At 72.3% G+C, this 476-nt stretch carries 1 protein-coding gene; it reads left to right on the forward strand.

Features of this window, described 5'->3' with window-relative positions:
• On the forward strand, window positions 1–266 hold a 266-nt coding region (locus tag VS93_RS26500), incomplete at its 5' end, for a hypothetical protein (RefSeq protein WP_236700766.1).
• Window positions 267–476: the final 210 nt, after the last annotated feature.

Below are 476 nucleotides of genomic sequence, written 5' to 3' on the forward strand. Positions count from 1 at the left end.
GCGGGGGTGGGGCGGTGAGTCCGATGCGGCGTTACAGCACGCTGTTTCACCCGCGTTCGGCCGAGGTGGGGCTGGTCGACGACCGCCCGACGGCCCTCACGCTCACCCTGGGCGAGGACTTCGAGGTGGAGCTGTGGCCCGGTGCCGAAGACCACCAGGAGCAGGAGGCCTGGCTGGAGGCGGTGGAGAAGGTGCTGGGCCAAGCCCGGAAGCTGATGGGCACCCACCGCCCCCGGCCCACCGAGGGAACGGAGGCCCAGTCGTGAGCGCCCCGCCCAGCCGTCCGGGCCTGTATGGGCTGCCCCGCCAGTGCGAGAACACTGCGGCCCCCGCCAGGGTCCACACGGCTCACGACTTTGCCGAGTTGCAGGGTTGGGCCCGCGCGAAGGGTGTGCCGCTGACGGTGGGGGCCGAGGATTGGCACAGCCTCACCTACCAGGCCACCGCCCTGGTCTCGGGTGAGCGCGTCTGCTGCC

The organism is Allosalinactinospora lopnorensis (assembly GCF_000981225.1).
Lineage (GTDB): Bacteria > Actinomycetota > Actinomycetes > Streptosporangiales > Streptosporangiaceae > Allosalinactinospora > Allosalinactinospora lopnorensis.